This window comes from Pseudomonas sp. DE0010, from assembly GCF_007680745.1.
Lineage (GTDB): Bacteria > Pseudomonadota > Gammaproteobacteria > Pseudomonadales > Pseudomonadaceae > Aquipseudomonas > Aquipseudomonas parafulva_B.
The window spans coordinates 95,013-118,516 of record NZ_VEJQ01000015.1 but is presented as its reverse complement, the minus strand read 5'-3'; the positions used below and the strand labels follow the sequence as shown (position 1 = coordinate 118,516).

20 protein-coding genes are annotated in these 23,504 nt (G+C 63.1%); 11 read left to right on the top strand and 9 right to left on the bottom strand.

Going from position 1 to position 23,504, the window contains the following annotated elements; translation table 11 throughout:
- Positions 1-115: 115 nt before the first annotated feature.
- Together FS767_RS13445 and FS767_RS13440 are read right to left on the bottom strand one after the other, a co-directional pair.
- Positions 116-1,273 carry a HAMP domain-containing sensor histidine kinase gene (locus FS767_RS13445; protein WP_144966173.1) on the bottom strand — a complete coding sequence of 386 codons (1,158 nt, stop codon included), beginning with the start codon at positions 1,271-1,273 and terminating at the stop codon, positions 116-118.
- On the bottom strand, positions 1,266-2,078 hold the full coding sequence (locus FS767_RS13440) for an alpha/beta fold hydrolase (protein WP_144966171.1): 813 nt from the start codon (positions 2,076-2,078) through the stop codon (positions 1,266-1,268). The genes FS767_RS13445 and FS767_RS13440 overlap by 8 nt, the downstream gene beginning before the upstream one ends.
- 338 nt (positions 2,079-2,416) lie before the next feature.
- Here FS767_RS13440 and FS767_RS13435 point away from each other — a divergent pair, with 338 nt between their 5' ends.
- Complete coding sequence (locus FS767_RS13435) at positions 2,417-2,623, top strand: DUF3079 domain-containing protein (protein ID WP_144966168.1); 207 nt, start codon at positions 2,417-2,419, stop codon at positions 2,621-2,623.
- A 72-nt stretch (positions 2,624-2,695) separates the two neighbouring features.
- Here the strand turns inward: FS767_RS13435 and FS767_RS13430 are convergent, their stop codons facing one another.
- Positions 2,696-4,996 carry a TonB-dependent siderophore receptor gene (locus tag FS767_RS13430; RefSeq protein WP_144966166.1) on the bottom strand — a complete coding sequence of 767 codons (2,301 nt, stop codon included), beginning with the start codon at positions 4,994-4,996 and terminating at the stop codon, positions 2,696-2,698.
- Positions 4,997-5,136: 140 nt separating this feature from the next.
- On the opposite strand from FS767_RS13430, the gene FS767_RS13425 reads away from it, so the two are divergent.
- Both FS767_RS13425 and FS767_RS13420 read left to right on the top strand, forming a co-directional pair.
- A complete protein-coding gene (locus FS767_RS13425; RefSeq protein WP_058638936.1) occupies positions 5,137-5,859 on the top strand; it encodes a response regulator in 723 nt (240 codons plus the stop codon).
- Position 5,860: 1 nt separating this feature from the next.
- Entirely contained in the window at positions 5,861-7,228 is a 1,368-nt protein-coding gene (locus FS767_RS13420; protein WP_144966163.1) for an ATP-binding protein, read from the top strand.
- A gap of 69 nt (positions 7,229-7,297) precedes the next feature.
- Here FS767_RS13420 and FS767_RS13415 read toward each other — a convergent pair whose 3' ends face one another.
- Entirely contained in the window at positions 7,298-8,617 is a 1,320-nt protein-coding gene (locus FS767_RS13415; protein ID WP_144966161.1) for an OprD family porin, read from the bottom strand.
- A 460-nt stretch (positions 8,618-9,077) separates the two neighbouring features.
- Here FS767_RS13415 and FS767_RS13410 point away from each other — a divergent pair, with 460 nt between their 5' ends.
- A complete protein-coding gene (locus FS767_RS13410) occupies positions 9,078-11,180 on the top strand; it encodes a TonB-dependent siderophore receptor (protein WP_144966159.1) in 2,103 nt (700 codons plus the stop codon).
- A gap of 74 nt (positions 11,181-11,254) precedes the next feature.
- Here FS767_RS13410 and FS767_RS13405 read toward each other — a convergent pair whose 3' ends face one another.
- Both FS767_RS13405 and aguA read right to left on the bottom strand, forming a co-directional pair.
- Entirely contained in the window at positions 11,255-11,452 is a 198-nt protein-coding gene (locus FS767_RS13405) for a hypothetical protein (protein WP_081322894.1), read from the bottom strand.
- 176 nt (positions 11,453-11,628) lie between these two features.
- Positions 11,629-12,735 (bottom strand): agmatine deiminase, encoded by a 1,107-nt coding sequence (gene aguA / locus FS767_RS13400; RefSeq protein WP_144966157.1) that lies wholly within the window; start codon positions 12,733-12,735, stop codon positions 11,629-11,631.
- A gap of 268 nt (positions 12,736-13,003) precedes the next feature.
- On the opposite strand from aguA, the gene rfbC reads away from it, so the two are divergent.
- From rfbC to FS767_RS13380, 4 genes are read left to right on the top strand one after another with little or no spacing between them, the layout of a single operon-like run.
- Positions 13,004-13,549, top strand: a complete 546-nt coding sequence (gene rfbC / locus FS767_RS13395; protein ID WP_144966155.1) for a dTDP-4-dehydrorhamnose 3,5-epimerase — start codon at positions 13,004-13,006, stop codon at positions 13,547-13,549.
- 41 nt (positions 13,550-13,590) lie between these two features.
- A complete protein-coding gene (locus FS767_RS13390; protein WP_144966153.1) occupies positions 13,591-15,405 on the top strand; it encodes an ATP-binding protein in 1,815 nt (604 codons plus the stop codon).
- Entirely contained in the window at positions 15,402-16,805 is a 1,404-nt protein-coding gene (locus tag FS767_RS13385; protein WP_144966151.1) for a sigma-54 dependent transcriptional regulator, read from the top strand. Before FS767_RS13390 ends, FS767_RS13385 begins: the two co-directional genes overlap by 4 nt.
- On the top strand, positions 16,805-17,260 hold the full coding sequence (locus tag FS767_RS13380) for a YiiD C-terminal domain-containing protein (protein WP_144966150.1): 456 nt from the start codon (positions 16,805-16,807) through the stop codon (positions 17,258-17,260). Before FS767_RS13385 ends, FS767_RS13380 begins: the two co-directional genes overlap by 1 nt.
- Before the next feature lie 128 nt (positions 17,261-17,388).
- Here FS767_RS13380 and cysQ read toward each other — a convergent pair whose 3' ends face one another.
- Positions 17,389-18,207: a 3'(2'),5'-bisphosphate nucleotidase CysQ gene (gene cysQ / locus FS767_RS13375; protein WP_144966148.1), complete on the bottom strand. Its 819-nt coding sequence runs from the start codon at positions 18,205-18,207 to the stop codon at positions 17,389-17,391.
- Positions 18,204-18,770: an ADP compounds hydrolase NudE gene (gene nudE / locus FS767_RS13370; protein WP_023535727.1), complete on the bottom strand. Its 567-nt coding sequence runs from the start codon at positions 18,768-18,770 to the stop codon at positions 18,204-18,206. The genes cysQ and nudE overlap by 4 nt, the downstream gene beginning before the upstream one ends.
- 63 nt (positions 18,771-18,833) lie before the next feature.
- Between nudE and yrfG the strand changes: the two genes are divergently transcribed.
- Positions 18,834-19,496 carry a GMP/IMP nucleotidase gene (yrfG, locus tag FS767_RS13365; protein ID WP_144966146.1) on the top strand — a complete coding sequence of 221 codons (663 nt, stop codon included), beginning with the start codon at positions 18,834-18,836 and terminating at the stop codon, positions 19,494-19,496.
- A gap of 59 nt (positions 19,497-19,555) precedes the next feature.
- Here yrfG and lysM read toward each other — a convergent pair whose 3' ends face one another.
- Positions 19,556-19,996 carry a peptidoglycan-binding protein LysM gene (lysM, locus tag FS767_RS13360; RefSeq protein WP_144966144.1) on the bottom strand — a complete coding sequence of 147 codons (441 nt, stop codon included), beginning with the start codon at positions 19,994-19,996 and terminating at the stop codon, positions 19,556-19,558.
- Between the two features lie 191 nt (positions 19,997-20,187).
- On the opposite strand from lysM, the gene fdhD reads away from it, so the two are divergent.
- Together fdhD and FS767_RS13350 are read left to right on the top strand one after the other, a co-directional pair.
- The gene (gene fdhD, locus FS767_RS13355) at positions 20,188-21,018 is read left to right on the top strand and encodes a formate dehydrogenase accessory sulfurtransferase FdhD (protein ID WP_144966142.1); all 831 of its coding nucleotides are present in this window, start codon (positions 20,188-20,190) and stop codon (positions 21,016-21,018) included.
- 5 nt (positions 21,019-21,023) lie between these two features.
- The gene (locus tag FS767_RS13350) at positions 21,024-23,369 is read left to right on the top strand and encodes an FdhF/YdeP family oxidoreductase (RefSeq protein ID WP_058637085.1); all 2,346 of its coding nucleotides are present in this window, start codon (positions 21,024-21,026) and stop codon (positions 23,367-23,369) included.
- The last annotated feature ends 135 nt before the right edge of the window (positions 23,370-23,504 follow it).

The window sequence follows — 23,504 nt, the reverse complement described above, 5'->3', positions numbered from 1 at the left end:
GCAGGGGTTTCTTTTTGGTTGGCATACATGCACCTCTTACTCATGTTATGCCCGAACACAAAATTTCTGACACCCCCGGATTCCCGGCTCATTGAACGCACCCGCCCAACGCCCCTCACCCCAACCAAACCTCAACCCGTGTTCCCAACACCTCATCCGAGCACATGCTCACACTCCCCCCATGCGCCTCGGCAATCTTCTTCACGATAAACAACCCCAGCCCCACCGACCGCACCGTGTCCTGGCAATCGCTGCCTCGGGTCATCGGCTCGAACAACGTGGGCAGTAGCGCGTCATCGATCGCAGCACCATGGTTATGCACACTCACCACCGCCCCGTCATCCGAGAAGTCCGTGGTCAGGGTGATGGGGTAGCGAAGGTCGCCATAGGCCACGCCATTGGCCACCAGGTTACCAATCACCTGCTGCAACCGATCCGGGTCGACCTGCACCACGCGCCGGCCGCGGGCGTAGTGCCGAATCTGTGCGTCAGGGAAGGCCACCTTCAGCTCACTTATCGAATAATCCACGGCACGTACCAGGTCCACTCGCTCGCGGCGGATGGTCATGCCGGGGCCGAGCCTGACTGAGGCGAAGTCGAGCAGGTCGACGATCATGCGCAGCGCGCGCTCGGTCGAGTTGTCGATGCCGGTCAGTAACCGCCGCGCACGGTCGTTGGGTAGGTCGCGCTTGAGCATGGACGCGGCCATCTGGATGGCGGTCAGGGGGTTCTTCAGGTCGTGGCTGGCGATGGCGACCATCTGTTCGGAGAAGACGGCGCGGCGCTGCACTTCCTGGTAGGCGGCGGCGAGTTCGGCCTGGGCGCGTTGCAGGGCGCTTTCGGCTTCTATCTTCTGCGCCAGCATTTCTTCGGCGCGTTGCATGGCTTCCAGGGCGGCCTTGCCGCTGCTGGTGCTTTCGAGGGCGCTGAACAGCGCCAGGTGGTAGCGAATGCCGTCATCGCTTTCGCGGCGTACGCCGCTGAGCAGCATGGGCAGCTTGCGGCCGTCGCGGTGGCGCAGGGCAATCTTCACTTCGGAGATGGACCCTTGCATGTTCAGCAATGGGCCCCAGTGGGTCAGCAGGAACACGCGGCCGTCGGCGGGCAGCAGTTGGTCGAAACTCATCGCATGCAGGGTGGCGCTGTCGTATCCCAGCCAGTCAGCCAGCGTCTGGTTGCAGCGCACCAGGGTGCCGTCGGGCGCCATCACCACCAGGGCACAGGGTGCGTGCTCGAAGAAGGCCTGGGTAGACAACAACTCCTTGTTATCCATGGTCGAGGCCAAGGTGGGTGAAGAACTGGTCCATCGCGGCAGCACAAGCGCCTGAGGCGCTCAGCTGGGGGTAATGGCCCATGTTCTCGATAATGCTCAGCTGGCTGCTCGGCATGACGGTCTTGAGGTATTTGCCCACTGCCACGGGCACCACGGGGTCGCCCGTGCATTGCACAATCAGGGTAGGCAGTTGCAGGCCGGTCACGTCCTTGCGGTGGTCGGACAGGAAGATCACGCGGGCGAAATGCCGGGCGATCTGGGCGTCGGTGCGGCTGAAACTGCTGGCCAGTTCCTCTTCCAGGGCCGGCTGGCCGGGGGTGCCCATCAGCACGGGGGCCATGGAGCTGGACCAGCCCAGGTAGTTTTCGTCGAGGGTGGTCAGCAGGTCGTGCACTTCATCGGGGGTGAAACCGCCGGTGTAGGCCTCATCGTCCACATAACAGGGCGAGCCGCCCACCATGACCAGCCCAATCAGGCGGCCTGGCCGCTGGCGTTCGGCCAGGGCAGTGATCATGGCGCTGACCGAGTGGGCGACCACGATGACCGGGCCCTGGGCGTATTCGTCGATGATTTCGTTGAGGTCGCTGGCGTAGCCCCACAGCGTGGAGTACTTGTCGTGCTTGTAGGCACTGAGGTCCGAGCGCCCTGCTCCGACCAAATCGTAGGTGACGACCCGAAAACGTTCGAGAAAGTGCGGCAGTAGCAGCCGCCACATGGATTGGTCGCAGCCGAAGCCATGGGACAGAACGAGGGTCACGTCGCCCGCGCCGGCTACCTGGACGTTGTTACGTTTTTGCAGGGTCATACCTCTCCCGAATACCGTTCAACGTCATGCTGAGCTGTCACGATCCGTTCAAGTCCTTGCTGAGAATAGTTGAGGAAAGCCCTACGGGTAGGTGCCGTTGAGCAACGCGTCATCGCCCCGCTAAGTGCTTAGTGGGGTCTTGTGCAGGAACAGTTCACGGATCGGGACGCCCACCTTACGCTATATAGGCAAGCGGCGTAGAAGTTTCTGCCTGTTTTCTGAGGCCAAAAGTACTGCTGATGATCAGGATGCCCATTGGCTGGTTCTTGACTTCGGTCAACCCGAACAGAGCCGGGAGAGTTAGGCTCAGGCCATGTACTGCTTGCCGGAAGCACCTCATGGCCAAGAAATTCCCGAAGCGCCCCAGCCACCCCGAGCGCATTTGCTGGGGCTGCGATCTGTATTGCCCGGCCAAGGCGCTGGCGTGCGGCAATGGTGCCGACCGGACCATGCACCCGGTGGAGCTGTTCGGCGAGGACTGGGACAGTTTCGATGACCGGTTCGAGCCGCCCGCTGTGGATAACGCAAAGCCCCCCACCCTCTGACTACGCCTTCAGCCCTGCATGAAGCACCTCACCCGCTCGGCGCGGGTGAGGTGTTTGTCCTTGGGACGTGGATCAGAAGGTGGTGTTGACGGTCAGCGACAAGCTGCGCGGGTCACCGTAAACGGCACCTGCGTAGAACCCGTAGCGGGTGTAGTAGTGCTTGTCGAACAGGTTGTTGGCATTGAGGGTCACGCTGGTGTCATCGGTCACCTGGTACTTGGCCATGGCGTTCCAGATGGCGTAGCCGGACCAGTTCACGTCGGTGGCACCGCTGCTCACGCCGTTGACAGGCTGGCCTGCCGGGCTGGATATGGCGCGAATGTTGGATTGCGCGGTAACGCCGGCGCCTACGGTCAGGCGGTCGAGTGGGCCGCTGAGGTGGTAGGTGGTGGAGGCCTTGAACAGGTGCGAAGGGTCGCTGCGCCCGTCGCTGTCAACGCGGCGGAAGTGCAGGTAGGTGTAGCCGGCGTACACGTTCCAGTCCGGGGTCAGGGCGCCGGCGATTTCCAGGTCGATGCCGTCGGTTTCCTGGCCTGAGCCTGCTTTGTAGGCATCGCCACCGGTCGGGGTCGACAGGCCGCCGTCCAGCACCGCCTTGTTTTCCTGCTTGGTGCGGAAGTACGCCGCAGAGGCGTTCAGGCGACCGTCGAACCAGGCGCCCTTGATGCCCGTCTCGTAGCTTTGCCCACGAATCGGCTCGACCCGGCTGCCAGCGCTGGTTTCCTGGGTTTGCGGGTTGAAGATGTCGGTGTAGCTGGCGTACAGCGAGTAGGTGTCGTTGAGGTCGTAGACCGCACCCAGGTAGGGGGTCACGACGCCGTTTTCTTCCTGGCTGGTGCGCTCGGCATTCACGCTGCGGGTGATGGCCGAGTAGTCGGTGGTGCGCACGCCCAGGATCACCGACAGCGGGTCGGTGATGCTCAGACGGGTCGCGGCGTACATGCCTTGCAGGCGGGTGGTGGTCTTGCTGTGCTTGCCGGTCTGCGAAGCCAGCATGTCATAGTCTCCGTTCACGCCATTGCGCCAGTCGCTGATGGGCAAGCCGTTGTTGGCGCGGAACAGGCAGCCCACCACTGGATCGGTGACCTTGCCGCCACCGACCATGCTGCAACGGTACTCCGGAGACCACTGCACGCTACGGCTGTCGTTGTAGCCGACCATGGCCTGGTGAATACGGCCAAACAATTGGAACGGGCCAGACAGGTCGATCTGCGCCGACTGCTGGGTGGTGTCGCTCGAGCTGTGCAGGCCGTTGAGCACAGCGCCGCTGCCGTCCTGATCCCAGTAACCCCCGAACCCGCGGCCGCGCCCTGCGGAGTTGACCTTGCCCAGGCCTCGGTGGTTGAGGGCATCGGTCGTGCTCTGGGACGCCTTCAAGTCCAGCGACCAGTCGTTGTCGAAGCGGTGCACCAGCGAGCCGAAGGCGGTGCGGGTGGTGTACTCGCCAAAGCTCCAGCTCGGTACCAGGTTGGAGCTGCGTGGCAGGTCTGTCTTGCTGCCGTCGCGGTACCAGATGGGGATGTTCGCGCCCCAACCGCCGCCCACTACCTTGTTGTACTCGTACTGGTAGCCGGCGCCCAGGGTGGTGGCATCGTCCAGGTCGAACTCGAAGTTGGCCAGGGCCGCGCGTGAACGGTCGGACTGGTAGTCACGGAACGAGTTGGCGTCCTGCTGGGTCACCACGAAACGCGAGCGCAGGCGGCCGTCTTCGGACAGCGGCAGATTCAGGTCGGCGCCCAGGCGGCGTTTGTCCCAGCTGCCGTAGGTGGCGTACGCGCTGCCGCCGAAGGTGCGAGTGGGCGCCTTGCGAATCAGGTCGATGGTGGCGGACGGGTCACCGGTTCCGCCGAGCAAGCCGTTGGCACCACGCACGATGTCGATGCGCTCGTAGAGGTCCATGTTCAGGGCGTTGCCGCTACCGCTGAAGTCCGACGCGCCGGGTGCCTGCAGGCCATCGATTTTCCAGTTGGTGATGGAGTAGCCACGGGCACGGTAATCGGTGCGTCCGCCCACTTCGGCTTTGCTGGCAGTCACCCCTGGGGTGGTCTCCAGCGCCTGCTCGATGCTGTGGATGGCGCGGTCATCCATCTGCTGGCGGGTGATGGTGGTGACCGACTGCGGCGTTTGCCGTGGGGTCAGCGCCAGGCCGGTGGAGCTGCGCGTGCGTTCGACGGTGTAGCCCAGCTGGCCGGCATCGTCCTGGGGCAGCAGGGCGCTGTCTTCGATTTGCGTGGCATCGAGCACCAAGGGTGCGCTGTCGGCGGCCATGACGCTACCGCTGATGGCGAGGCCGACGAAGAAGGCAATGGGCTTGAGGCGAGTGCCGCCACAGGTGAACGTGGTGAAGGTGTTGGCGATGCTTGAGGGATTCATTTGGGAAGGCTTCGTATTTGCAGATGATTTTTTGTTAGGATTCTAGGGATCAGTCCTCCGGGCTCTACACCCGACATGTACGGGGATGTAATGCAACGTAATGGGCGCTAATGACGCCCGCCTCACAGGTGTTTTTTCAGATGAGCACAACCCTGCTGGTTGTTGATGACGACGACGAGATTCGCGAGCTGCTGTGCGATTACCTGACCGATGCAGGCTATGCCGTACTGGCGGCTGCCGACGGCAAGCAGATGCACGAGCACCTGGCGCGGCAAAAGGTAGACCTTGTGGTGCTGGACCTGATGCTGCCCGGTGAAGATGGCCTGAGCCTGTGCCGTCAGTTACAGGCCCTGCCGGGGCTGGCGGTGATCATGCTGTCGGCCAAGGGCAGTGCACTGGACCGCATCATCGGCCTGGAAGTAGGGGCCGACGATTACCTGGCCAAGCCTTTCGAACCCCGGGAACTCATTGCCCGGATCAAGGCCGTGCTGCGCAGGCCCCATCGGTTGGAGGCTGCCGTACAGGAGCCGACCCAGGTCGAAGCTCATGTCTTTGCAGGCTTTCGCCTGGAACACATCAAGCGCCTGCTGACGCGCCCCGATGGGCAGACCTTGACCTTGCCGCGCTCCGACTACCGGGTGCTGCGCGAATTGCTCGAAGCCAACAACCGTGTGGTGTCTCGCGACCAGTTGACGCGCAGTGCCTTCAGCCGCGACCACCTGCCCGACGACCGCTCGGTCGACATGTGCGTCAGCCGCCTGCGCCAGCACTTGCGCCATGCGCCCGGCGATGTGGCGCAGATCCTCACCATCCGCAATGAAGGTTATCTGCTGAGCATTGCTCAGAGCCAGGCCACGGCCTGACATGCGCTGGGCTCGCCGACTGTGGCCGCGCACGCTGTTCGGGCAGCTGATGCTGATCATGGTGGGCGGCACGCTGGCCATCCAGTTGATGTCCAGCAGCATCTGGTTCGATGTGCGCTTCGCCCAGGTGTTCGAAGCCCCCGTGCGCTTGATTGCGGCGCGCAGCGCACCGCTCATCCAGCAGGCCAGCTGTCATGCCGGCGTGCTCAAGGTGCCGGCCCATTACCAGTTACGCTGCGCCGAGCAGCTGCCTTCACCGCAGCAGGACGAGCGGCGCGGGCGCAAACGGGTCGAGTTGCTGCTTCACCAGGCACTGAAATACGAGCTTGGCCGTGAGCCGCAGGTGCATTTGATGAAGGTGCAGTTGACCGACGAACTGGGCCAGCCGATCGTCTGGCGCAGCCTGTTCGGCCTGCGCACGGCCCAGGCCCATCTTCAGTTTGCGGTGCCGTTGGCAGACGGGCATTGGTTGACCATCGACGGGCAGGAACTGCAAGGCTGGAGCGGCGAGTCCGCCTGGCTGCTGATCAGCGACTACCTGTTGCGGGTGTATGCGCTGCGCATTGTCGCCGTGCTGGTGGTGTGCCTGATTGCCGTGCGCCTGTGCCTGCGTCCGCTACGCCGCCTGGCGGACGCAGCGCTGGCGCTGGGCAGCAACCTGGAACAACCGCCGCTGGCGCTCGACGGCCCCGACGAGGTTCGTCAGGCCGCGCAAGCCTTCAACGCCATGCAGCAGCGCCTGATCGCCATGGTCAACGACAAGGCTTACTTTCTCGCCGCCGTCTCCCATGACCTGCGCACCCCGCTGACGCGCATGCGCCTGCGCCTGGAGCGCATGCCCGATGACGAACACCGGCAGCGTTTACGGCAGAACATCGCCCAGATGGACGACATGATCGGTCAGGTGCTGGACTACCTGCGTGCGGGTGAGCAGCAAAACCTGCAGCCGGTCGACATTGATCGCCTGGTTGCACGCCAGTGTGCGGAGCTGGCCACTGCCGACGAACCCATCCCTGTGCACGGTCATGGCGGGGTGGTGAGCGTCGATGCCCTGATGGTGCAGCGTTGTCTGCAAAACCTGCTGGTCAATGCACTGCGCTATGCCAGTCAGGTGAGTGTGTCGGTGGAGCGCGTAGGGCCACGGGTGCTGGTTCACGTCGAGGATCGAGGCCCAGGCATTGCGCCGCACCTGCTGGCGACCGTTACCGAACCCTTCGTACGTGGCGAGAGTTCGCGTAACCAGGCATCCGGCGGGTATGGGCTCGGGCTGAGTATCGTCGAGCGGATCATGACCAGTCATGGGGGGGCGTTGCGGATGCACAACCGTGAGGGGGGCGGGTTGCGCGTGACCATCGAGCTGCCTGTCTAGACGTGGGCAGCCCGTGGGCTCAGGCCACCGGCGCACGCGGTGCGAAGGTGGCCTGCGTGGGTGACCGGATCAGAAGATGCTGATCGGGTACTCGACGAATACGCGGACTTCGTTGCCGTCGTCGTTGTAACCGTTCTGGCGCACGGCATTGTTGGTGCGCAGGAACGAGCTGCGCAGCTTGACCGACAGGTCCTTGGCCGGGCCTTCCTGGACCACGTAGCGGATCTGGTTGAAGATCTCGCGCTCCTTGCCTTCGCCGAAGCCCTGTGGGTTGGCGACGTTGCGGGTATTGATGTTGTCACCCACCACGTAGGCCAGCTTGTAGGTCAGGCCAGGGATACCGTAGGCACCGAAGTCCAGGCCATAGCCCAGCTGCCAGGAACGCTCGTCCTCGGCATTGAAGTCGGACCAGTAAGAGTTGGCCAGGAAGATGGTCGAGCCACCGTCACCCACGCCGCCCTGGTTCTGGTACCAGCCGTAGTTGTAGCCGGTGCTACCGGTGCTGCGCTGGTGAGCGAGGGTGAACGAGTGGGCGCCGTAGGCGTAGGTAGCAGCCAGGCTCCAGATGGTGTTCGAGTCACCGTTCAGGCCCGCTTCACGCACATACTTGTTGTCGATGCTCGACTTGTAGCCGTTGAAGTCCAGGGTCAGGGACTGATCGTCGGCGATGGCATAGACGTAGTTCAGGCCCAGGTAGTGCTTCTTCATCACGTCTTCGGTGTCGGCGGTGTACAGCGACGCGGTGAAGTTGTCGTTGAACTTGTAGCTACCGCCCAACACGTTGATCGACTTCAGGCCACCGCCATCACGGCGTTCGGCGCTCTTGCGCGCTTCCTGGGTGAAGCGACCGGCGTTCAGCTCCAGGCCTTCGATTTCCTTGGAGGTGATCAGGGTGCCGGTGAAGCTTTCCGGCAGCAGGCGCGCATCGTCGTACTGGAGCACTGGCAGTGCAGGCATCTGGTCACCGTACTTGAGCACGGTGTTGGAAATGCGGAACTTCACGGCGGCACCGGCACGGGCCAGGTTGTGCGGCGAGCGGGCATTGCCCTCGGCGTTGGTGGTCTCGTGCGGCTTGAAGAAGTCGACGCCGCCGCCACCGTTGTGGCCCTTGCCGCCGTCCAGGCGCAAGGCGTACAGGCCGAATGCATCGACGCCGACACCGACGGTGCCTTGGGTGAAGCCGGACGAGAAGTTGCCGATGAAGGCCTGGCCCCACTCGATCTGGTCATCGGTGCCGTGCTTCTTGTCACGGTTGATGTAGGCGTTGCGCAGAAGGACGTTGGCGTGGCTGTCCTCGATGAAGCCGTTGCTGGCAGCCTGGTCATTGGCCTGGGCCTGGGTCGCGGCGATCATCGCCAGGGCGACCAGGCTGATCCTGGTATTCAACATGTTATTTTCCTTATTTCTTGATCGAAAACGCGCTGCGTAATGACGCCATGAACCAACGCCCCTTCGTAGGTTCGACGCTATGCAGGTTCTGCCAGAAGGCCCTTTGCCGGTAAACGCGGCCGGCCCTGGCAACAGCATGGCCAAACGGATTGGCCAGCAGGCGTGGCCGAATCCTAGCGGCGCGCGATTACAAATGTCAAAAAAACGTGAAATGCAGGTTGATATAACTAAAAAACCGGGCGCTCATGAGGCATTTTCTTTAGAACTAAAGCTGTAGGAGGATATTCCTTCTCGGTATTGAAAACTCATCTTGATCAAGGCGACAAGTTCACTTAGCACCCATTCTAGATAGTTACAAAGTGATACAAACGTAAAAATCCAGAAACCAGAATAGTCGAGCATTAGCAAATAGCACCCATTATCATTCGCGCCTTCATTACTGCCCGGTCAAACGCGCGCCATGCCTGCCCCTTCCCGCCTCGCTCCTATCACGCTCTCCATTTCATGCCTGCTGGCTGCCAGCCCCACAAGTGCCGCCACTACCACACTGCCTGAGCTGTCCGTCACCGCCGACAGCGAGCGGGACAAAGACAGCCCGCGGGTGCGTGAGGTCAGTACTGCGACCCGAACCGCCACCGCCGTACGCGCCGTGCCGCAGGCCGTGGATACGGTCAAGACCTCGCAGGTGCTGGACTACGGCAGCAACACGTTGGGCAAGGCACTCGAAGGTATCCCCAACGTCAGCAGTGGTGCCGACACGCGCTTCGATAGCGTGCGCATTCGCGGCTTCGAAGCCGGCAATGACTTCTACCTGGACGGCGTGCGCGATGACAGTCAGTACATCCGCGACCTGCACAGCATCGAACGGGTCGATGTGCTCAAAGGCCCTGCGGCCGTGCTGTATGGGCGGGGCGGCCAGGGGGGTATCGTCAACCGCATCAGCAAGGCGCCCGAGGCAGGCCGTCGCTCCACCCTGGAGGCACGGGCAGGCAGCGAGGACCTGCGCAGCCTGTATGCCGACCTCAGCGCAGACCCCAGCGACACGGTCAGCCTGCGCCTGAACATGGGCAACCAGGACAACAACAGTTTCCGTGACGGTGTCGACGGTAGCCGCCAGCTGTTCGCACCCTCGGTCAGCTGGCAGGTCACGCCGGCGCTGAACTGGCTGATGCAATACGAGTACAGCCGCTTCAACCGCACGCCGGACCGCGGTATCCCCGGCGTCGATGGTCGCCCCGCGCATGTCAGCCGCAGCACGACCTACGGCGATACGCAGCGTGACTTCATCGATGACCAGGCGCAGTCCTTGCGGTCGCGCCTTAACTACGAGCTCAACGATGCGTGGCAATTGCGTCATACCCTAAGCCTGTTCAAGCTCGACAGCGAATTCGACAACACCTACCCCACCGCCTACAACCCCGGCAATGGCACGGTGACGCGCCAGCGCTGGCAGCAGGACCTGAACACCCGCAACCTGTTCAATACCCTGGAAGCCGAAGGCACCTTCGACACACTGGGCCTGGGGCACACGCTACTGCTGGGCCTGGAATTCGGCAGCCAACGCCGCGACCCCACTTTGTACACCGCGGCTGCGGCAAACGCCGGCGGCAGGCCTGTGCCGCCCGTGGACCTGTACGACCCTGACCGGAGCAGGCAGCACAACGGTCGCATGATGATGTCGAGCAATAACCACACCGTGGTGCAAAGCCGAGGCCTGTACCTGCAAGACCAGCTTCGCCTGAACGATCAATGGCAGTTGCTGGCAGGCGTGCGTTTCGATGAATTCGACGTTCAGACCACCAACAAGGTGCGCAGCCTGTCCGAAAAACAGAGCAGTCGCACTACCAGCCCTCGCATCGGGGTGGTGTATACCCCGTGGCAGGACCACTCGTTCTATGCGTCATGGAGCAAGACCTTCTCGCCAGTAGGCGGTGGCCTGATCGGTATAACGCCGGGCGCACCGGGCAACAGCAACGAGACAGCACCCGAGCTGACGCGGCAAAAGGAGGTTGGCGTGAAGAGCGACTGGTTCGACCAACGCCTGACCACCACCCTGGCGGTCTATGAACTGGAGCTGTACAACCGTCGGACCCGCGACCTGCTTGACCCGGAAGTCACCTTGCTCAGTGGCCTGCAGCGCTCGCGCGGCATCGAGTTGACCGCCATGGGCAATGTGGTTGGCAACTGGTACGTGCGTGGCGGGGTCGGTCTGCAAGATGCCACGATCGTCAAGGACAACAATGGCCAGCAGGGTAACCGGATCAATGACGTGGCCAAGCGTAACGCCAGCCTGTTCGTCACTTGGAAACCAGAACTGGGCTGGTACGCAGAAACAGGCCTGACGCTGGTCGGTCAGCGGTATGCCGACAACCAGAACACCACGGTCCTGCCAGGTTATGGCCGCTGGGATGCGCTGGCGGGGTACCGCACCCAGGAGTGGGATGTGCGGGCAGCGCTGAGCAACATTGCCGACCGGACTTACTACAGTTCGGCGACCAGTGCAGCGCAGATCCAGGTCGGCGACCCGCGCAGCCTGGTTGTCACAGGCACCTACAGCTTCTGAACGTCAGCAGGGGCAGCCTTTGCGAGGCTGCCCCTGCCCGTGTGCTACAGGGTTTGAGGAACGTTGGATCGCGGCTAACGCCATACCGCCATCAACGCATGAAGCTCAGCCTCGCTGATCAGCCCTTCGGGGTAACGCCCGGCAAGTAGCCGTCGTGGGTCGGTCGTCCTGACCCTGCTGCTTCCATGGTGCTTCAACCACTTCGCCAAACGCTCGAGCGATGCATGGTCTATTGCCAATGGGCGCAATGCCGACTCACTTGCTGCATTCATTTCTACACGTACTCCTGGTCCGTGAGCAGCTAACCTACGCAAGTAGTGTTACAAGCAGATAACCCGGTGATACCGGGCTATCTGTTTGAAAACAATACAAAAGCTATGCCACTACACATGCCAGGCGTCGCCGGGTGGGGAAGCGAGCGTACTCCCTCGCCGCGCCCCACGGGCCATCAACGGTGCACAGGCGCCGGCTGCTGCTGGGTCAGGCAATGGATGTTACCGCCGCCCAACAGCAATTCCCGCCCAGGGATCATCACCACCTCATGGTCAGGGAAGATGCTCGACAGTATGGCCTTGGCCTCGGCATCGGCCGGGTCGTCGAAGCTCGGCGCGATGATGCCGCCGTTGACGATCAGGAAGTTGACATACGAGCCTGCCAGACGCACCGAAGGGTCACGCTCCTGGCTGCCCGACACCTGGTCGACGCCGGCACACTCCTCTTCGGTGGCGTACAGCGGCCCGGGAATCGGCATCTTGTGCACGACGAAGGCCCGCCCCCTGGCGTCGCGGGTGGTCTGCAGCACTTCCATGGCCGCGTGGCAACGTGCGTAGTTGGGGTCGTTCACGTCATCTGTCCAGGCCAGTAACACTTCGCCTGGGCGCACGTAACAGCAGAAGTTGTCGACATGGCCATCGGTTTCGTCGTTGTACAGGCCGTCCGGCAGCCAGACCACGGTATCGACCGCGAGGTTGTCGCGCAGCACGGCTTCGATCTGCTCGCGGTTCAGGTGTGGATTACGGTTGTGGTTCAGCAGGCACTCTTCGGTGGTGATCACCGTGCCTTCGCCGTCCACATGGATCGAGCCCCCTTCGAGCACGAACCCTTCGGTGCGATAACGCTGGCAGCGCTCCATCTCCAGCACCTTGCCAGCCAACGCCTCGTCTTTGTTCCACGGTGCGTACAGGCCACCCTCGAAGCCGCCCCAGGCGTTGAAGTCCCAGTCGACGCCGCGCACTTCGCCGTTGTCGTTGACCACGAACGTGGGGCCGGTATCACGCACCCAGGCATCGTCGCTGCTGAGTTCGACAACCCGGATATTGGGCTGGTCCAGCAGGCGACGCGCGTTTTCATACTGGCCGGCCGAGACGCCCACGGTGACCGGTTCGAAGCGCGCGATCGCCTTGGCCAGGGTGACATGGGCCGCCTGTGCCGGCTTGCCGCCCAGGCGCCAGTTATCCGGCCGCTCGGGCCAGACCATCCAGACCTGGGTTTGCGGGGCCCATTCGGCGGGCATGTGGAAACCATCGGCACGGGGCGTGGAAGTGAGGGTTTTCATCGTTGACCTCTGTCATGGCCCTGCCCGGAAGGGTATGGGCGTAAAAAGCGTTTATAACCGATATAAATCCGTGTTGAAACAGAATAATTCCGCATGACCCTGATAAGTCCGACCCGATATTTCGATAATAATCGGCAAATACGTGACGCCGGTCAGGCGCAACCTTCACCCTAGCATTGGCCAGAGCAGTGCCGCGCGCCTTGCTCGACAGGACAAGCACGCTTCTGCCAGCTAGGGTCATAACGCACAGTATGCAGAGTGTTCCCCGATGAACGTGATACCCACTACCCTCCCCGAAGTGCTGATCATCGAACCCAAGGTCTTCGGCGACAGCCGAGGATTTTTCTTCGAGTCCTTCAACGCCCGCGAGTTTGCCCGGCTGACCGGCGCCGAGGTCGAGTTCGTCCAGGACAACCACTCGCGCTCCGGCCGGGGCGTGCTGCGTGGGCTGCATTATCAGGTGGCCAATACCCAAGGCAAACTGGTGCGCGTGGTACAGGGTGAGATCCGCGATGTGGCCGTGGATGTGCGCAGGCATTCGCCCACGTTCGGCCAGTGGGTGGCAGTGCACCTGTCGGCGGAAAACCATCGTCAGCTGTGGATCCCGGCAGGCTTTGCCCATGGCTTCGCGGTGATGGGCGATTCGGCGGAGTTTCTGTACAAGACCACCGACTACTACAACCCACAGGCCGACCGCTGCATCCGCTGGGACGACCCGACACTGGCCATCGACTGGGGCCTGCAACAGCCACCTGTGCTCTCAGACAAGGACAAGCTGGGCGTGTCGTGGGCAGAAGCACAAGTGCTGCCTTAACTAGCGCATAATTGCTTCAGACTTTCTGACGCAATGATGTGATGATCGCCAAGAACACACCTCCTCGCCGCCCTCGCTGGCGCAGCCTGGCCTTACTGGCGCTGTGCCTGGTGCCGCTGCTGTGGCCGCTGCATCACCTGGCCGAGCGCTATTACCGGCAAGAGCTGGCCTCGCAGAACCGGCAGACCCTCGACCTGTATGTCGCCAACCTGCTGGGCACGCTGCACCGCTATGAAACCTTGCCGCAGATCCTTGGCGATTTGCCAGCCCTGCGCGGGGTGCTGGCCGACCCGTTTCGCCTGGAAGCGGTCACCAATGCCAACCGCCTGCTGAAAAACATCGTGCAGCAGACCGGCGCCGAGGTGATGTACCTCATGGACGTCAGCGGCAACACCCTGGCGGCGTCCAACTGGGACAAACACGACAGCTTCGTGGGGCGCAACTTCGCGTTTCGCCCCTACTTCAACGAAGCCATGGCCGGGCACCTCGGTCGTTTCTTCGGCCAGGGCACCACGTCCGCGAAGCGGGGTTATTTCTTCGCCGCCGCCGTGCGCGACGGCGAACGCATCGTCGGTGTGCTGGTGGTCAAGGTCGACCTCGATCATACCGAGACCTTGTGGGGCCGCACGCCCGAGCAACTGTTGCTGACCGATCACAACGGCGTGGTCATCCTCACGTCACGCCCGGAGTGGCGTTTTCGCGCTACCCGGCCGCTGACCGCGGCCGAGCGCCAGGCCATCATCGCCATCCAGCCGTACCCCACCCAGGCCCCCCAGCCGCTGGTGATCAATGACGATGCCTGGATCACCCAGACCCGGGCCATTCCAGAAACCGGCTGGCAGGTCAGCATACTTGCGCCGCGCATCCTGGTGGACCGCTCCGCGCAGACGGTCACGGCCATCGGTGCCGGCGCTCTGCTGGTCATCGTGCTGCTGACCGGCCTGGTGATGCAGCGGCGCCGTCATTATATGGACCGCATCGATTTCGAGGCCCGCGGGCGCCAGCAACTCGAACAGCGCGTGGCCGAGCGTACCGCCGACCTCGAAGGGCTCAATGCGCGTCTCAAAAGCGCCGTGCTCGAACGCGAGAATGCCCAGCAGGAGGCCGTGAGGGCCCAGGACGAACTGGTGCAGGCAGGCAAGCTGTCGGTGCTGGGCACCATGTCGGCGAGTATCAGCCATGAGCTCAACCAGCCCCTGGCAGCCATTCGCAGCTATGCCGAAAACGCCGAGATCCTGTTGGACCACCAACGTACCGAAGACGCGCGCGGCAACCTGAAACTGATCGGCGAACTGACCGGGCGCATGGCCTCGATCATTGCCCACCTGCGCGCCTTTGCCCGCCGCGACCGCCACGCTCCGGAGAGCGTAGCCCTGCAACCGGCCCTGGACGACGCCCTGGCCCTGCTTGCCAAACGTCGCCGGGCAATGGCGGTTGAGCTGGTGCGCGACCTGCCGGAAGCCACGCTGTGGGTGCAGGCGGGCGAAACCCGCCTGCGCCAGGTACTGGGCAACTTGCTGGCCAATGCCCTGGACGCGTTGACCGAGAAGGCTAACCCACGCCGGCTGTGGATAAGTGCCGAACAGCAAGACGATTACGTTTATCTGTACATTCGCGACAACGGCCCCGGCTTCAGCCGCCAGGCACTGGAGCATGCCAGGGAGCCCTTTTTCACCACCAAGACCCGCACCCAGGGGCTGGGTTTGGGCCTGGCCATCTGTGACAGCCTGATGCGCACCCTAGGGGGTGAGCTGCTGCTGGCCAACCACCCCGAGGGCGGTGCGTTGCTGACCTTGAAAATGCGCGTGGCCCCACCGGGTGCCACCTTGCCCAATTCAGAGGATTCTTCGGCATGAGCCCCGAGACACTGATCGACTGTCGCGCCCAGGTGATCCTGGTCGACGACGACGCACACCTGCGCCAGGCCCTGAGCCAAACGCTGGACCTGGCCGGGCTCAAGGTGGTGGCATTGGCCGATGCCCATGGCCTGGCCGAACGTATCCCGGCAGACTGGCCAGGCGTTGTAGTCAGCGATATCCGCATGCCGGGTATCGACGGCCTGCAGCTACTTGAACAACTGCATGGCCTGGACAGCGAGCTGCCGGTGCTGTTGATCACCGGGCACGGCGATGTCCCGTTGGCGGTACAAGCCATGCGCGCCGGTGCCTACGACTTCCTAGAAAAGCCCTTCGCCAGCGACGCCCTGCTCGACAGCGTGCGCCGCGCCCTGGCACTGCGCCAATTAGTGCTGGAGAACCGCAGCCTGCGCATGGCATTGAGCGACCGCCAGCAACTGGCCACACGTTTGGTGGGCCAGTCTGCGGCCATGCAGCGTCTGCGCGAGCAGATCGGCGCATTGGCCGGCACGCGAGCCGACGTATTGATCCTTGGTGAGACCGGGGCTGGCAAAGAAGTGGTCGCCCGCGCCCTACACGACCTGTCGAGCCGCCGGGACGGGCCCTTCGTGGCCATCAACGCTGGCGCTTTGGCCGAATCGGTGGTCGAGAGCGAGCTGTTTGGCCACGAGCCCGGCGCCTTTACGGGCGCGCAAAAACGCCGCATCGGCAAGTTCGAATTTGCCAATGGCGGTACGTTGTTCCTCGATGAAATCGAAAGCATGAGCCTGGATGTGCAGGTAAAGCTGTTGCGCATGCTCCAGGAGCGCGTCGTCGAGCGATTGGGTGGCAATCAGCTGATACCGCTGGACATCCGCATCATCGCCGCCACCAAGGAAGACCTGCGCCAGGCCGCCGACCAGGGGCGTTTTCGCGCCGACCTGTATTACCGCCTGAACGTCGCCCCCTTGCGCATTCCGCCGCTGCGCGAACGTGGCGACGACATCCTGATGCTCTTCCAGCATTTCGCCGATGCGGCCAGTCAGCGCCATGGCCTGGGGCCGCACGCCCTGCAACCCGCGCAACGGGCTTTGCTGCTGCGCCATGACTGGCCGGGCAACGTGCGCGAACTGCAAAACGCGGCCGAACGCTTCGCCCTCGGGCTGGAACTGGCGCTCGATGGCCAGGCGCCGCCTGCAACCCACGCTCCCGCCCCGGTCACCGGCAACCTGAGCGAGCAGGTCGAGCACTTCGAGCGCTCGTTGATCACGGCTGAACTTGCTCAGCCGCACGGCTCGCTGCGTAGCCTTGCCGAAGCGCTGGGTGTTCCACGCAAGACGCTGCACGACAAGTTGCGCAAGCATGGCCTGAGCTTCGAAGGCGGTAGCGGTGGCCACGACGACCATGAGGAAACCCGTTGATGAGCGAGCCGATTCACCCTCTGCAGACAGTGCTTCACACCGATATTCCATTGACCCGGGAGATGGGCCTGGAGGTACTGGACTGGCAACAGCATACCCTGCGCCTGCAACTGCCCTTGGCCGCCAACGTCAACCACAAGAACACCATGTTCGGCGGCAGCCTCTACTGCGCAGCGGTACTGGCCGGCTGGGGCTGGTTGCACCTGCGGCTACAGGAACTGGGCATCGATGATGGGCATATCGTCATTCAGGAGGGGCAGATCAGCTACCCGCTGCCGGTTACCGGTGCTGCCGTGGCCAGTTGCGCTGCACCGGACGAGAAGGACTGGTCGCGGTTCCTGGCAATGTATCAGCGGCGTGGACGGGCCCGGCTGGTGCTGAAAACGACGGTGAGCAATGTTGGCAGTGATGAAGCGGCGGTGGTGTTCAGCGGGCAGTATGTGTTGCACAGGTGAGCGGCGGGTTGATCGCGGGTTATCAACAGGCGGCCTTGACGCCGAGCACCTGGAGCCGCAAAGCGGCCCCTTCGGACCTCTACCCATGAGCAGTTTTCCACCCCCAACGCCACACTTGCCCTCGCCAGTCAAACAAGCCCAAGCAAGGCCTCTCGCCAGCCAGCCCCCGCCGGCAGGGCAAGGAAGTAGGGATTGAGCAGCGATTCGCGCGCCGGATACCGGAAGGGTTGGCCGTCGACCTCAATCACCTCGCCCCCGGCACCCTCGACCACACCCTGAGCAGCCGCCGTGTCCCACTGGGAGGTCGGCGCCAAGCGTGGGTAGCAGTCGGCGCTGCCTTCGGCCAACAGGCAGAACTTCAGTGAACTGCCCACCGAAACCAGCTCAAGCGGCCCCACAGCAGCACCCAACCCGTTCAGCAAAGCCTCTTGCCGAGGGCTGGAGTGCCGGCGGCTGGCAACCACGGTGAACGGCGATCCGGCAGGCGGGGTGGCGCGTACCCGGATGGCCTGCGCGGTTTCACCCCGCTCCGCTCGCCAGGCACCCAGTGCCCGTCCTCCGAAGTAGCAACGCCCCGAAGTGGGCATCGATACTACCCCAAACACCACCTCGCCCTGATCGATCAAGGCAATATTGACCGTGAATTCCTCGCTGCCGGCAATGAACTCCTTGGTGCCGTCGAGCGGGTCGACCAACCACCAACGGCGCCACTTCTGACGCTCCGCCAGCGGAATATCGCAGTCTTCTTCGGACAGGACGGGAATGTGCGGGGCCAGGACTTGCAAGCCCTCTGCAATCACCTGGTGTGCAGCCAGGTCGGCAGCCGTGACGGGCGAGTCGTCGGCCTTGTTGACGACGGCCACATCAGCGCGCCAGAACGGCAGGATCGCCTCGCCCGCCGACAGCGCCAACGCCACCACGTCCTGCATCAATTGCTGATCGTTCATAGTGCCAGTACCCCGCGCTGGATCAGCAGGTCACGCGCCAGGTACAAGGCAGCCAGCGCACGCCCTTCGCTGAACTGCGGGTGCATGGCCAGTGCCGACAGCTCCCGCAGGTTGACCTTGTCCACGCCCATCGGCTCCGGCTCATCGCCCTCCAGCCGTTCCTCATACAGGTCGGTGGCCAGTACCACCTGGATCTTCTGGCTCATGTAGCCCGGGGACAGGGACAGCTCGGTCAGGTGCTCCAGTTGCCGTGCACCAAAGCCGGCTTCTTCCTTGAGCTCCCGGTCAGCTGCCGCCAGCACGTCCTCGCCCGGTTCGATCAAGCCCTTGGGTAGCGACAGTTCATATTCGTCAGTCCCGCCACAGTACTCTTCCACCAGCACTGCGTGCTCGGCATCGAGCATGGCCACGATCATCACCGCACCATAGCCATTGCCCCGGCCCACCAGCCGCTCGTAGGTGCGCTCCACGCCGTTGCTGAAGCGCAACTCGACGGCCTCGACTCGGAACAGGCGGCTGCTGGCGACGATCTCGCGGCTGAGGACGGTAGGTTTCTGGCGCATGGGGGGCTCCTTGGCGTGAACGGGTTACTATACCGTGGCTTGCCGACCGAACGAGAGTTTCCCATGCCTGTTCTTCCCTGGTCCGCCATCGATACCGTCCTGCTGGACATGGATGGCACACTGCTTGACCTGCACTACGACAACCGCTTCTGGCTGAAGCACCTGCCGCAGCGCTATGCAGAGCTGCACGGCGTGAGCCGGGCGATGGCACAGCTGGAACTCGAACCGCTGTTCGAGCGCAACGCCGGTACCTTGAACTGGTATTGCCTGGACTTCTGGAGCCGTGAGCTGCGCCTGCCGATCCGCGAGCTCAAGCGCGAGATCGCCGACCTGATCGCCTTGCGGCCCGATGCCGATACCTTTCTGGCCGCGATCGGCCAGGCAGGCAAGCGGGTGATCATGATCACCAATGCACACCGCGATTCACTCTCGCTCAAGCTCGAACGCATCGAACTGGCACCCTACTTCGACCGCATGATCAGCTCCCACGACTACGGGTTTCCCAAGGAGAGCCCGCAGTTCTGGGATGCCTTGCAGGCCGATATCGGCTTTGAACCTGCCCGCAGCCTGTTCATCGACGACACGCTGCCCATCTTGCGCAGTGCCCGGCAATTCGGCGTGGGCCACTTGCTGGCGGTGCGCCAGCCGGACAGCCAGGCGCAGCCTCGAGACACCGCAGAGTTCGCAGCTGTCGAAGACTATCGGGAATTGCTGAACGGTCTTTGAGCGCAAACCCGCGCCATGGGCGCGGGTTGCGATGACAAGCCTCTGGATGGGCCTATCGGTTACTCGGGAATACGCAGCACCTGGCCCGGATAGATCTTGTTCGGATCCGACAGCATGGGCTTGTTGGCCTCGAAGATCTTCTGGTACTTGTTGGCATCGCCGTAGACCTTCTTGGAGATGGCGCTGAGGGTATCGCCCTTCTCCACGGTCACGAAGCGCGCAGCCTGGGCTACGGGGCCGGTGACGGTGATCTGGTCGTCGACGCTGGCCACGCCTTCAATGTTGCCAGCTGCCAGAATGATCTTCTCTTTCTCTTCCTGGCTGGCCACTTCGCCCTTGAGGGTGACCTTGTCGCCTTCCACGGTGGCAGTGATGTTGGGGTTACCCAACCCGACGCTTTCAACGTGCTTCTTCAACTGCTCCTCGGCCTTGGCATTGCCGGGGGTTAGCAGATCGATCAACTTCTCGCCTGCTTCCTTCACAAAGCTGAATAGACTCATGACGCTCTCCTTGTTGATGTGAAACCGTTGGACAATGAAGTCTGGGCCAAGACTCAATCGGTCATCGCACTGCGACCTATCGACGCGGTCTATCACGGTATAGACCCTAGCAATTAGACGTCGCCGGCAGGCAAGCCTAGGCTTGTAGCCTCAGTAAGCCGGCGCCCGTCGCCGATCAAGAGCACGCCTGGATGAACAGCAAGCCACCGCTGTGTGCGGCCTCGTTACCGTTAGCCATGCCCGCCGCCAGCACTACCTATGATTACGTCCAGCTCGGCGATGGCCAGCCCGGCAGCACGCCACTGGCCGAAGAAGTGGCCCTGGCGATCGTGTACAACGGCCTGAACCAGGCCGTCATGCTCGTCAGCCCGACCGACCTGGAAGATTTTGCCGTTGGCTTCAGTGTGGGCAGCGGCATCGTTGCAAGCACTGCCGAAATCTACGACGTCAAACTGTCGGGAAGCGGCGCTTCGATGTATGCAGACCTGGAAATCTCCAGCCGTGCCTTCTGGAACCTGAAGAACCAACGCCGCCAACTGGCCGGCACCAGCGGCTGTGGCCTGTGCGGCGTCGAAGCCCTGGAGCAGGCGCTGCCGGACCTGGCCAAATTGCCGGGCGCACCGTTGCCCCCTGCCCAGTGGCTGGTCGGCCTGCGCCAGCGGATCGACGCCTTCCAGCCGCTGGGCCAGCACTGCGGCGCCGTGCATGCGGCCTTGTTCATGGACCGCAATGGCGAACTGCTGCTGGGCCGCGAAGACATTGGCCGGCACAACGCCCTCGACAAGCTCATCGGCGCACTGTTGCGTCAGGGGATCGACAGCGACGGCGGCCTGGCCGTCGTCACCAGCCGTTGCAGCCTGGAATTGATCCAGAAGGTGCTGCGTGCCGGCATCCAGACCCTGGTCAGCCTGTCGGCGCCTACGGGCCTGGCCCTGCAATGGGCACGCAGGCACAACCTCAACCTCATTCATTTGCCCAAACACAGCGCACCGCGGGTCCACAGCCCGGCGGCGGAGTCGTAACAGCCGTGACCTCGTACCAGCCTATTCCGAAAAACGCCCCAGCCTCCTCTCCTCGCTACAAGCCCTACCACGGCCCTGCCGGCGGCTGGGGTGCACTGCGCAGCGTGGCCAAAGCCTGGGTTGGCAGCGACAACCCGCTGAAGAACATCCGTGCCCTGCTCAAGACCAACCAGAACGGCGGCTTTGACTGCCCAGGTTGTGCCTGGGGCGACTCGCCTGAAAGCGGCATGGTCAAGTTTTGCGAAAACGGCGCCAAGGCGGTCAACTGGGAAGCCACCAAACGCCGCGTCGACGCTGCCTTCTTCGCCCGCTACAGCGTCACCTCGTTGCTGCAGCAAAGCGATTACTGGCTGGAGTACCAAGGCCGACTGACCGAGCCGATGGTGTACGACGCCGCCACTGATCGCTACCAGCCCATCAGCTGGGACGCCGCGTTCGCCCTCATCGGCCGAGAGCTGAACAAGCTCGCAAGCCCTGACCAGGCCGAGTTCTACACCTCCGGGCGCGCCAGCAACGAAGCGGCGTACCTCTACCAGCTCTTCGTGCGCGCCTACGGCACCAACAACTTCCCGGACTGCTCGAACATGTGCCACGAGGCCAGCGGTGTGGCGCTGGGGCAGAGCGTGGGGGTGGGCAAGGGTACCGTCACGTTCGAGGATTTCGAGCACGCCGACGCGATCTTCGTCTGGGGCCAGAACCCGGGCACCAACCACCCGCGCATGCTGGACCCGCTGCGCGATGCAGTGAAACGCGGTGCTCAGGTGGTGTGCATCAACCCGCTCAAGGAGCGCGGCCTGGAACGCTTCCAGCACCCGCAAAACCCGCTGGAGATGCTGACCAACAGCGACCGCCCCACCAATACCGCGTTCTTCCGCCCGGCCCTGGGTGGCGACATGGCCATGCTGCGCGGCATGGCCAAGTTCGCCCTGCAATGGGAGCGTGAAGCGCAGGCCAAGGGTGAGCCGGCGGTCTTCGACCACGCCTTCATCGCCGAGCACGGGCACGGCCTGGACGACTACCTGGCGGTGGTCGATGCCACGCCTTGGGCGCATATCCAGCAGCAGTCGGGCTTGGCACTCGAAGACATCGAACTGGCCGCCCGCATGTATTGCCGGAGCCAGCGCGTGATCATGTGCTGGGCCATGGGCATCACCCAGCACCGTCACTCGGTGCCGACCATCCAGGAACTGGTCAACCTGCAAATGCTGCGCGGCAATATTGGCGCGCCAGGGGCCGGGCTGTGCCCGGTTCGCGGTCACAGCAACGTGCAGGGCGACCGCACCATGGGTATCAACGAGCGTCCGCCGGCCGCCCTGCTCGACGCCATCGAAGCGCGCTTCGGCTTCCCGGTGCCGCGCAAGAACGGGCACAACACCGTCGAAGCCATCCATGCCATGCTCCAGGGGCACGCCAAGGTGTTCATCGGACTAGGCGGCAACTTCGCCCAGGCCACACCTGACACCGAACGCACGGCGCGAGCGCTGCGCAACTGCGAACTGACCGTGCACATCAGCACCAAACTCAACCGCAGCCACCTGGTTCACGGCAAGCAGGCGCTTATCCTGCCTTGCCTGGGCCGTACCGACATCGACATGCAAGCGGACGGGCCTCAAGCGGTCACCGTCGAAGACTCGTTCAGCATGGTCCACGGCTCCAACGGCCAGCTCAAGCCACTGTCCCGGCAGATGCGGTCTGAGCCCGCGGTCATCGCTGGCATCGCTGCTGCCACCCTGGGCAAACACCCTGTGGACTGGCAATGGCTGGTGGCCGACTACGACCGTATTCGAGCTCTGATCGCCGACACTATTGCAGGCTTCTCTGATTTCAATCAGCGCATGCGGCAGCCTGGGGGATTCTACCTGGGCAATAGCGCCGGCCGGCGCGAGTGGGCCACGGCCAATGGCCGCGCCAACTTCAAGGCCAACCTGCTGCCAGATTCGTTGCTTGACGAGCGCGTGCGTGCCAGCGGCCAGGTGCCGGACTTGGTATTGCAATCGATGCGCTCGCACGATCAGTACAACACCACCATCTATGGCCTGGACGACCGTTACCGAGGCGTACGCGGCCAGCGCGACGTGTTGTTCGCCAACGAAGCCGACATCGTTCGGCTGGGCTTCAAGCCTGGCCAGAAGGTCGACATCGTTTCACTGTGGGGGGATGAGCATGTTCGCCGAGTGCGCGGCTTTACCCTGCTGGCGTTCGACATACCTGCCGGGCAGGCAGCGGCCTATTATCCAGAAGTGAACCCGCTGGTACCGCTGGAGAGCATTGGCGAGGGTAGCCACACGCCAACGTCCAAGTTCATTGCCATCAGGCTGGAACGCGCCGAGGACGACGGACGAATTCTCTGAATGAAAAAGCCCTGGTCCAATGCAGGATCAGGGCTCTGTCACAAGAGCATAAGACCGCAGGAAAAAGATAAAGTTTCACTTACAAATCAATGAGTTGACGAATTGTGTACAACCCGTGCAATTCGTCGGATATTC